This window comes from Streptomyces sp. SM10, assembly GCF_002910915.1.
In the GTDB taxonomy this organism is placed as follows: domain Bacteria; phylum Actinomycetota; class Actinomycetes; order Streptomycetales; family Streptomycetaceae; genus Streptomyces.
This window is the reverse complement of the sequence record NZ_NEUF01000090.1, coordinates 1-9,327: the sequence shown is the minus strand read 5'-3', so window position 1 is coordinate 9,327 and position 9,327 is coordinate 1. Positions and strand designations below refer to the sequence as shown.

The 9,327-nt window shown below is 74.1% G+C and carries 10 protein-coding genes; 9 read left to right on the top strand and 1 reads right to left on the bottom strand.

All coding sequences use genetic code 11. From position 1 onward, the window contains the following. From B9S57_RS12780 to B9S57_RS12770, 3 genes are all read left to right on the top strand, one after another. The coding region (locus B9S57_RS12780; protein WP_146057751.1) for a helix-turn-helix transcriptional regulator at window positions 1-792 on the top strand (792 nt) is incomplete at its 5' end. A gap of 127 nt (window positions 793-919) precedes the next feature. Continuing rightward, complete coding sequence (locus tag B9S57_RS12775; protein WP_103515682.1) at window positions 920-2,275, top strand: CdaR family transcriptional regulator; 1,356 nt, start codon at window positions 920-922, stop codon at window positions 2,273-2,275. A 315-nt stretch (window positions 2,276-2,590) separates the two neighbouring features. Next, window positions 2,591-4,192: a cation acetate symporter gene (locus B9S57_RS12770; RefSeq protein WP_103515681.1), complete on the top strand. Its 1,602-nt coding sequence runs from the start codon at window positions 2,591-2,593 to the stop codon at window positions 4,190-4,192. Window positions 4,193-4,220: 28 nt separating this feature from the next. Here the strand turns inward: B9S57_RS12770 and B9S57_RS12765 are convergent, their stop codons facing one another. Next, a complete protein-coding gene (locus B9S57_RS12765) occupies window positions 4,221-4,853 on the bottom strand; it encodes a TIGR03085 family metal-binding protein (protein WP_103515680.1) in 633 nt (210 codons plus the stop codon). A gap of 85 nt (window positions 4,854-4,938) precedes the next feature. Between B9S57_RS12765 and hisI the strand changes: the two genes are divergently transcribed. The 6 genes from hisI to trpC all read left to right on the top strand — a co-directional run. Next, a complete protein-coding gene (gene hisI / locus B9S57_RS12760; RefSeq protein WP_103515679.1) occupies window positions 4,939-5,319 on the top strand; it encodes a phosphoribosyl-AMP cyclohydrolase in 381 nt (126 codons plus the stop codon). Between the two features lie 10 nt (window positions 5,320-5,329). Continuing rightward, window positions 5,330-6,838, top strand: coding sequence for an anthranilate synthase component I (locus B9S57_RS12755; RefSeq protein ID WP_103515678.1), 1,509 nt, complete (start codon window positions 5,330-5,332; stop codon window positions 6,836-6,838). Further along, the gene (locus B9S57_RS12750; RefSeq protein WP_103515677.1) at window positions 6,838-7,497 is read left to right on the top strand and encodes a TIGR02234 family membrane protein; all 660 of its coding nucleotides are present in this window, start codon (window positions 6,838-6,840) and stop codon (window positions 7,495-7,497) included. The genes B9S57_RS12755 and B9S57_RS12750 overlap by 1 nt, the downstream gene beginning before the upstream one ends. Window positions 7,498-7,591: 94 nt before the next feature. Beyond that, window positions 7,592-7,843, top strand: a complete 252-nt coding sequence (locus tag B9S57_RS12745; protein ID WP_103515676.1) for an HGxxPAAW family protein — start codon at window positions 7,592-7,594, stop codon at window positions 7,841-7,843. A gap of 95 nt (window positions 7,844-7,938) precedes the next feature. Continuing rightward, window positions 7,939-8,409 carry a DUF2752 domain-containing protein gene (locus tag B9S57_RS12740; protein ID WP_103515675.1) on the top strand — a complete coding sequence of 157 codons (471 nt, stop codon included), beginning with the start codon at window positions 7,939-7,941 and terminating at the stop codon, window positions 8,407-8,409. Between the two features lie 113 nt (window positions 8,410-8,522). Then, the coding region (gene trpC / locus B9S57_RS12735; protein WP_103515683.1) for an indole-3-glycerol phosphate synthase TrpC at window positions 8,523-9,327 on the top strand (805 nt) is incomplete at its 3' end.

Below are 9,327 nucleotides of genomic sequence, written 5' to 3'. Positions count from 1 at the left end.
GCGGCCATGCTCGCCACCTGGGCGGTCGCCCGCGCCGACCTGGCGGCCGGACGGCCGGGCGAAGCGGCGGCCAGGCTCGGACCGCTGGTCAGACCGGGCCCCGGAACCGGGCACTTCGCCACCCGGATGCTCGCCGTGCCCTGCTACGTCGAGGCGATGGCGCTCTCCGGCCGCGCCGACGAGGGTGCCACCGAACTAGCCGTGGCCGTCGAGGAGTTCGCCCTGTGGACGGCGCGGACGACCGACCCCCAGGTATCCGCCCAGCTGGCCCGCTGCCGCGCCCTGCTGGCGCCGCCCGAGGAGGCCGGAGCCCGGTACGAGGAGGCGCTGGCCCACCACGACCGGGCGGGCGGCGACTTCGAGCGCGCCCGCACCCAGCTGCTCCACGGCCAGCTGCTGCGCCGGCTGCGCCGCACCCGCGAGGCCCGCGGCCCCCTGCGCGACGCGCTGGTCGCCTTCGAGCGCTGTTCCGCCCGGGTCTGGGCCGACCGGGCGGGAGGGGAGCTGCGCGCCGCGGGGGAGGCGGTGGACGTGCCGGACCAGAGCGGCCACGGACCCCTGGCCGGACTGACCCCGCAGCAGCAGCGCATCGCCCGCTGCGTCGCCGAGGGGGCCACCAACCGCGAGGTGGCGGTGCGGCTCTCGGTGAGCCCGCGGACCGTGGACCACCACCTCCGCAACGTCTTCGCCGCACTCGGCGTGCGGTCCCGGACCGAGCTCGCGCGGCTGCTGGACCGCGAGGGCGGGGCGAGGTTGCAGGACCGTGATGAGAAGAACCGCGCAGACCTCTAGGTACCGACCGGGCGGTATGCCATTCTGCGTCCGTCAGGATCAATCGGTGTGCGCCCGCCCAATACCGGGCCGGGCGCGCACCGGGGCCGGCCCAACCGCAGCCGGCCGATTCCCGGTGGAGGCCGCCATGCCACAGGTCGTACGTTCACGGATCAGGGCGCTGCACGGACCGCCCCCCGTAGCACCGTTGCCGCACCGCGCCCGCTCCCTGGCCGACCGTGAGGCCGTCGCGGTGCTCCACCGGGCGGCCGGCGTGCTGCTGGAGGCGCTGCCGGAGCTCACGGACCGGCTGGTCGAGGCGCTGCGGGAGCAGGAGCCCGCCTACCGCGCCGCGATGGAGACCGAGCCCGCGGAGATCTGGCAGGAGGTCCACCACTCCCTGCGGCACAACGTCGCCTCCCTCATCCAGCCCCGGGAATTCCGGGAGGCCGCCCACCGCACCTCCCGGTGGATCGGTGAGAGCCGGGCCGAGCAGGGCGTCCCCCTCGACGCGGTCATGCACGCCTTCCGTATGGGCGGCGCGATGGTCTGGCAGGACCTGGTCGACGACACGGCCCGGCGCCACCCCGAGGACACCCGGCTGCTCGTGCATGTCGCCGCCGACGTCTGGAACTTCGTCGACGAGCACTGCGCCGTGGTGGCCGAGGCCTACCGGCAGGCCGAGCGGCGGCTCTCCTGGCGCCGCGAGAACCAGCAGCGCCTGATGACGGCCGCCCTGCTGGACGGCACCGCCCGGATCGCGGACCTGCCCGACGCAGCGGCCATGCTCGGACTCCCGGTGCAGGGGCGGTACGCCGTACTCGCGGTCGCCGGCGCCCGGGCCCCGCACGGCGCGGGGCGCCCGCCACTGGACCTCGCCGAGGGCACGCCCGCGCTCTGGCACTCGGCGGGCGACGTCGAGCTGGCGATCCTGCCGCTGGGGACGGCCTCGGCGGCGGCCGAGGCGGAGTCGTGGGCCGACGGCGAGGACGGGGCGGCCGCCCTGCCCGACGCCGCGTCCCCCGACGTGACCGACGGCGAACTCGCCCAGCTCACCGACACACTGACGGCCCCGCCGGGCACCCGTGTCGGCGTCAGTTCCGTGGTCGACGGGCTCGCCTCGGTCGGAGACGCCAGGCGCCTCGCCGAGACGGCGCTGAAGGCCTGCCCGGCGTCCGGCGGCACCGTCCTGCTCGACGAGCACCTGCCCGCCGCACTCGTCGTGTCCTCGCCCGGCCTCGGGACCGCGCTCGCCGACCGGGTCCTCGGACCGCTGGACCGCCTCGACCCGGCCGACCGGGACGTCCTCATCGAGACCCTGACGGCATGGCTCGACTCGGACGGCTCGGCCCAGCGGGCGGGGACGAAGCTGTACTGCCACCGCAACACGGTGCTGAACCGGCTGCGGCGGTTCGAGCAGCTCACGGGGCGCTGCCTCACCCGGCCGTCGGACGCGGTCGAGGTGTCGCTGGCGCTCGCGGCACGGCGACTGCTGACGGGCTGAGCCCTACCCGCCCTCCGCGACGGCCGGGCGCTCCCCCTCCGCGGGAACCACCGCGGTGGGGGAGCGCCCGGCCGTTCGTCCGTCCTGCGCCCGCTGGTTCGCCCGTCCCGCGCCCGGCTCTTCGTCCCTCCCGCCGCCGGCGCCCGCCGGCCGCCCGTACGCCCGGAGTTGTGCGAGGGCACAGTCCTGCGCCGCGCGCGCTGTACCCACGCCGCGCCCCGCCCCCGCCCCCTGTCCCGCGTCCGCCCCCGCTGGTGCCATGACGCGCATGTCTTCAGCTGACCCTTGCAGAGCCGTACGGGCGGAGCGAACCCGGTGAGCGGCGCGATCGACGCCCGGTCCCTGGCCGTGGTCATCTTCCTCGGCTTCGTCGCCGTGTCCCTGCTGCTGTGCGGACTCGCCGCGGCCGACCAGGACGATCCGGAGCACTTCTACGCGGGCGGGGCCACCCTCGGTCCCGTCGGCGGCGGACTGGCCATCGCCGGTGACTACGTCTCCGCCGCCACACTGCTCTCCACCACCGGATCCGTCGCGCTCGCCGGGTTCGACGGCCTGCTGTTCGCCCTGGCCACGGTCGCCTCCCTGGCCCTGGTCATGCGCCTGTTCGCCGAACGCCTGCGGCGCAAGGGCGTGTTCACCCTGGGCGACTTCCTCGCCGACCGCCTCGGCGACGGATCCGTGCGCCGGGCGCTCGGCGTGGCCACCCTCGTCGTGCTCGCCCCGCTGCTGCTCGTCCAGCTCACCACCGCCGGCCACGTCATGACCTCCATGTTCGGGCTGCCCGACGGCGCGCTCACCGGCTGCACCGTTGCCAGCGGCGCGCTGATGGTCTGCTACTCGGCGTTCGGCGGTATGCGCGGCACCGGCTACATCCAGATCCTCAAGGTGGCCGTCGTCCTGGGGGCCGTCACCCTGCTCGCCGGGCTCGTCCTCGCACGCTTCGACTGGTCGCCGTTCGCCCTCTTCGACGCCGCCCAGGCGGGCAGCAAGGCGGGCGGCGACTACGCACGCCCCGGGCTGCAGTTCGGCCACGGTCTCGCCGGCGGGCTCGACCTGATCGGCTTCCAGGCCACCCTCGTGCTCGGTGCCGCGTGCATGCCGCACATCATGATGCGGCTCCACCCGATCCGCGACGCCTGGACCGCCCGCCGGGCCGGCGTCTGGGCCGTGACCCCCGTCGCCCTGCTCTGCGTCGGCATCGTCGTCGTCGGACTCGGCGCCTCCGCCCTGATCGGACGGGACCTCCTGCACGCCGCCGACCCGGCCGGCGGCACCGCCCTCCTGATGGTGACCAGCGCCCTCGACCCCGGCGCCGCCGGGCCGCGCGACAGCCCGCTGTTCGCACTCGTCGCCTGCGCCGCGTTCGCGACCACCCTGGCCGCGGTCGCCGGGATCACCCTGGCCGCCGCGTCGTCCGTCGCCCGCGACTTCACGCTGAAGTCGGGTGCCCAGGGTGAGGGCAAGGCCTCCGGCAGGGAGATCCGGAGCGCCCGCTGGGCCATCGTCGGCATCGGGGCGCTCGCCGTGCTCCTCTCGGCGTACACGCACGACCGCAACCCCCAGGTGCTGCTCTCCCTGTCGTTCGCGGCGGCGGCCTCGGTCCTGCCGCCCGTCCTGCTCTACGCCCTCTTCCGGCCGCGCTTCGACGCCCGAGGGGTGCGGTGGACCGTGTACGGCACGCTTCCGCTGATCGCGGTCCTGATGATCCTTTCACCGGCGTTCTCCGGTACGCCCGTCGCGCTCTTCCCGGAGTGGGACTTCGACGTGTTCCCGCTCCAGACCCCAGGCCTCGTGACGATCCCGGCAGGCTTCCTCCTCGGCCTGCTGGGATCGGGACGGGGCCGGGACGCCGCACCGGACGAGCGCCACCGCCACCGGGCCCGCTGGGCACCCGTACGCGTCCGCGACGGCGCCTGAGCGGCCCGGCAGGGCCGGCCGGGCCGGGCTACAGCCCGAGCTCGGCCGTGTGCAGCCGGGCCAGCGCGTCCTTGTCACCGTCCAGCTCCACCCGCGCCGCGTCCTGCCGCCCCGCCGCGAACAGCAGCAGCTCACCCGGCTCCCCGGTGACCGTCACCACCGGGGTGCCCTTGTGCGCCACCGCCGTCTGGCCGTCCGGACGCCGCAGCACCAGGCCCACCGGGGCCCGGCGGCCCAGCATCCGGGCCGTCTTCTCGGTACGCGCCCAGAGCACGTCGGCGAAGACCGGGTCGAGGTCGCGCTGCGACCAGTCGGGCTGGGCCCGGCGCACATCCTCCGCGTGGATGTAGAACTCGACGGTGTTCGCCGCCTCGTCCAGCTGCTTCAGTCCGAAGGGTGACATCCGCGGAGGCCCCGTACGGATGAGCTGGATCAGCTCCTCGTACGGTTTGGCGGCGAACTCGGCCTGCACCCGCTCCAGCCGGTTCTTCAGGGCGCCCAACAGAATCCCGCCCGCGGCGTCCGCGCGCCGTTCACGCACCACGACATGGGCGGCCAGGTCACGGGTCTTCCAGCCGTTGCACAGAGTCCGGGCCTCGGGACCCGCCGCTTCCAACAGGTCGGCGAGCAGAAGACGTTCACGCTTCGCATGGGTCGACATGCCCGCCAGCGTACGACCGCCGCCCCGGGTCCGCCCAGTGGACGCACGGGCAAAGTGCCCCGCCCGGCGCGGCACAATGGGGCCCATGACCAGCACGCCCGGCTCCACGCCCGCAAGCAGTCTCGACCCTGCCGTCGCCGCCCGCCTCAAGCGCGGCCCCGACGGACTGGTCCCGGCCATCGCCCAGCAGTACGACACCGGCGAGGTGCTCATGCTCGGCTGGATGGACGACGAGGCACTGCACCGCACCCTCACCACGGGCCGCTGCACCTACTGGTCCCGCAGCCGCCAGGAGTACTGGGTCAAGGGCGACACCTCCGGACACATCCAGCAGGTGAAGTCCGTCGCCCTCGACTGCGACGCCGACACCGTCCTGGTCAAGGTCGACCAGACGGGCGCCGCCTGCCACACGGGCGCCCGCACCTGCTTCGACAGGGACGTCCTTCCGCTCACCGCACCCCGATAAGGCCGGCGCCATGGATATCGAGACCTTCCGCAAGCTCGCCGTCGACCGGCGCGTCATCCCCGTCAGCCGCCGGCTCCTCGCGGACGGTGACACCCCGGTCGGGCTCTACCGCAAGCTCGCCGCCGAACGCACCGGCACGTTCCTCCTCGAATCCGCGGAGAACGGCCGCACCTGGTCCCGCTACTCCTTCATCGGGGTACGCAGCGCCGCCACCCTGACCGCCCTCGACGGTCAGGCCCACTGGCTCGGCACCCCGCCCGTCGGCGTCCCCCTCGACGGCGACCCCCTGCAGGCCCTGCGCTCCACCGTCGAGACCCTGCACACCCCGCACGACCTCGTCGTCGACGACGGTCTGCCGCCCTTCACCGGCGGCATGGTCGGCTATCTCGGCTACGACGTCGTGCGCCGGCTGGAGCGGATCACCGAGCACGGCGGCGACGACCTGAAGCTCCCCGAGCTGACGATGCTGCTCACCTCGGACCTCGCCGTGCTCGACCACGGCAACGGCACCGTCCTGCTGATCGCCAACGCGATCAACCACAACGACCTGGACACCGGGGTCGACGAGGCGTACGAGGACGCGGTCGCCCGGCTCGACGCCATGGAGCGCGACCTGTCCCGGCCCGTGGAGAACGCCCCCGCCGTGCTGCCGCCCTCCGAGCTCCCGCCCTACACCGCGCTGTGGGGCGGCCAGGCGTTCATGGACGCCGTCGAGGACGTCAAGGAGCGCATCAGGGCCGGCGAGGCATTCCAGGTCGTCCCCTCGCAGCGTTTCGAGACGCCGTGCACCGCGAGCGCGCTGGACGTCTACCGGGTCCTGCGGGCCACCAACCCGTCGCCGTACATGTACCTCTTCCGCTTCGACGGATTCGACGTCGTCGGCTCCAGCCCCGAGGCGCTCGTCAAGGTCGAGGACGGCCGGGCCATGGTGCACCCGATCGCCGGGACCAGGCACCGCGGCGCCACCCCGCAGGAGGACCAGGCGCTCGCCGACGAGCTCCTGGCCGACCCGAAGGAACGCGCCGAGCACCTGATGCTCGTCGACCTCGGCCGCAACGACCTGGGACGGGTCTGCGCGCCCGGCAGCGTCGAGGTGGTCGACTTCATGTCGGTCGAGCGGTACTCGCACGTGATGCACATCGTCTCCACCGTCACCGGACGCGTCGCCGAGGGCCGCACCGCCTTCGACGTCCTCACCGCGTGCTTCCCCGCGGGCACCCTGTCGGGAGCGCCCAAGCCCCGCGCCCTGCAGATCATCGAGGAGCTCGAACCCTCCCGCCGCGGCCTCTACGGCGGATGCGTCGGCTACCTCGACTTCGCCGGGGACTCCGACACCGCCATCGCCATCCGTACGGCCCTGCTCCGCGACGGCACCGCCTACGTCCAGGCGGGCGCGGGCATCGTCGCCGACTCCGACCCGGTCGCCGAGGACACGGAGTGCCGCAACAAGGCCGCCGCCGTCCTGCGGGCCGTCCATACGGCGAACCGGCTCGGGGGTCACCGATCCGGTAGGGGATAGTGGGGTACGTGAGTGCTGTCCCCGTACCCCAGCCCCGTGCCCGAGCCACCTCCGCGCCCGACAGCGCGGGAAGCCGCCGAAGCCTGGCCGCAGGCCTGCTCCTCGGCGCGGCCGGCGCCACCGTCGTACTCCTCGCCTCGGGACAGACCTGGGCCGAGGGCGAGGCGGCCGTCGGCGGCGGCACCCTGCCGCTCAGCGCCGACGGTCAGGACGTCACCGGGCTCCCGGCCGCCCTGGCCGTCGTCGGCCTGGCCGCCCTCGTCGCCGTCTTCGCCGTCCGAGGCGGCGCACGCCTGGTCGTCGCCGCGCTGCTGGCCCTCAGCGGCCTCGGCGCCTGCCTGAGCGCCTACGCCGGCGCCTCGGACCGGGCGTCCCTGGACGAGCAGGCCGCGCAGACCACCGGCAACACCGCCGCCACGGTCGCCGCCCTCAGCCACACCGCCTGGCCCTACGTCACCGCGGCCGGCGGACTGCTGATCCTGCTCGCCGGACTGCTCGCCCTGCGCTACGGCAGCCGCTGGCCCGCCATGTCAGGGCGGTACGAACGCGACGGCACTCCCCGCCCCCGCAAGGCCCCCCGCACCGCCCCGGACCCCGACCGGCCCGAGGAACTGTGGAAGGCGCTGGACCGGGGCGAGGACCCGACGCGCGAGGCGTGACCCCCGGACTCACGTCCCCCGGCACGTACGGGACAATGGCAGCGAGCTTTTCCCACAGCGCCACCTTCAGCGCAACACCAACTAGGAGCAACTCATGGCGGGCAGCAGCCACGGACACACCCCGGCCGCCTGGACCGGTGTCATCATCTCCTTCATCGGCTTCTGCATCGCGGGCCTCTTCATGGTCGCGGCGAACACGATCGGCTTCTGGGCCGGCATCGCCGTCATCGTCCTCGGCGGTGTCGTCGGTCTCGCCATGAAGATGGCAGGACTCGGCATGCCGAAGGAGTCCGCCGAGATGGCCGCAGCCCGTGCGCGGGCCTCGGAGGCCCAGGTCACCGCCTAGCTTTCCCCCCCGGCAGGCATGCCGGACCAGGACACGACGCGAGGCGCAGCCCGGACCGGGCTGCGCCTTTCCGCGTCAGCAGGGACAATCACCGCGTGGACGCCTCAGCCTCTCCCGCAGCCCCCGCCCCGGACCCCGCCTCCGGGCTCCCTCCGGCCCCCGCCCCGGTCTCCCGGTTCAGGCGGCTCGCCGCCCCCGCCGGGGCCATGGCCGCCGTCGTCGCGGCCTTCGGCTACGTCGCCGCGGTCGACCCCAACGAGCCCGGTCACTACCCGGTCTGCCCCATGCTCCGCTTCACCGGAGTGCTCTGCCCGGGCTGCGGCGGCCTCCGCAGCGCCCACGCCTTCGCCCACGGGGACCTCGCCGCGGCCCTCGGTGCCAACGCCCTGGCGGTCGCCGGCTACCTCGCCTTCGCCGCTGTCTGGGTCCTGTGGACGGTCCGCGCGAGCCAGGGGCGGCCGATCCGGATCGGTCTCGCGCCCGTTCACTGGTGGGGCATCGGCGCCGTTCTGCTGGTGTTCTCCGTGGTCAGGAACCTGCCCTTCGGCTCCGCGCTGGCGCCGTGAATGCCCAGGTAGTGGGACGCGGCGCGGCTGGATGCGAACCCTGAGCCCTCCTGCGGATACCATCGAGAGGGCCGATCCTGTACTTGTCACCGCTTCGGAAGGGGGCCGCTCGCGTGAGTGTGCTCGACGAGATCATCAACGGCGTTCGCGCCGACCTCGCGGAGCGGCAGGCGCGTGTCAGCCTCGACGAGCTCAAGGAACGCGCCGCGCGCGCTCCCCAGGCCAAGGACGGAGTCGCCGCCCTGCGCGGCGAGGGCGTGACCGTCATCTGCGAGGTCAAGCGCTCCAGCCCTTCCAAGGGGGCCCTTGCCGCCATCGCCGACCCGGCCGCGCTCGCCGCGGACTACGAGGCCGGCGGGGCATCCGTCATCTCGGTCCTCACCGAGGAGCGCCGCTTCGGCGGCTCGCTCGCCGACCTGGAGGCCGTCCGCGCCAAGGTCGACATCCCGGTCCTGCGCAAGGACTTCATCGTCACCTCGTACCAGCTGTGGGAGGCACGGGCCCACGGCGCCGACCTCGCCCTGCTGATCGTCGCCGCCCTCGAGCAGGACGCCCTCGTCTCGCTGATCGAGCGGGCCGAGTCGATCGGCCTCACGCCGATCGTCGAGGCGCACGACGAGGAGGAGGCGGAGCGCGCCGTGGACGCCGGAGCGAAGATCATCGGTGTCAACGCGCGTAACCTGAAGGACCTCAAGGTCGACCGTTCCACCTTCGAACGTGTCGCCCCCGAGATCCCCGACCACATCGTCAAGGTCGCCGAGTCCGGCGTCCGCGGTCCGCACGACCTCATCGCCTACGCCAACGCCGGAGCGGACGCCGTGCTCGTCGGTGAGTCCCTGGTCACCGGCCGTGACCCCCGGGTCGCCGTCGCCGACCTGGTCGCCGCGGGCGCCCACCCCGCGCTCCGGCACGGACGGG

Coding starts and splice junctions, on each gene's coding strand:
- B9S57_RS12775 (WP_103515682.1), top strand. CDS start 920: ATGCCACAGGTCGTACGTTCACGGATCAGGGCGCTGCACGGACCGCCC.
- B9S57_RS12765 (WP_103515680.1), bottom strand. CDS start 4,853: ATGTCGACCCATGCGAAGCGTGAACGTCTTCTGCTCGCCGACCTGTTG.
- hisI (WP_103515679.1), top strand. CDS start 4,939: ATGACCAGCACGCCCGGCTCCACGCCCGCAAGCAGTCTCGACCCTGCC.
- B9S57_RS12755 (WP_103515678.1), top strand. CDS start 5,330: ATGGATATCGAGACCTTCCGCAAGCTCGCCGTCGACCGGCGCGTCATC.
- B9S57_RS12745 (WP_103515676.1), top strand. CDS start 7,592: ATGGCGGGCAGCAGCCACGGACACACCCCGGCCGCCTGGACCGGTGTC.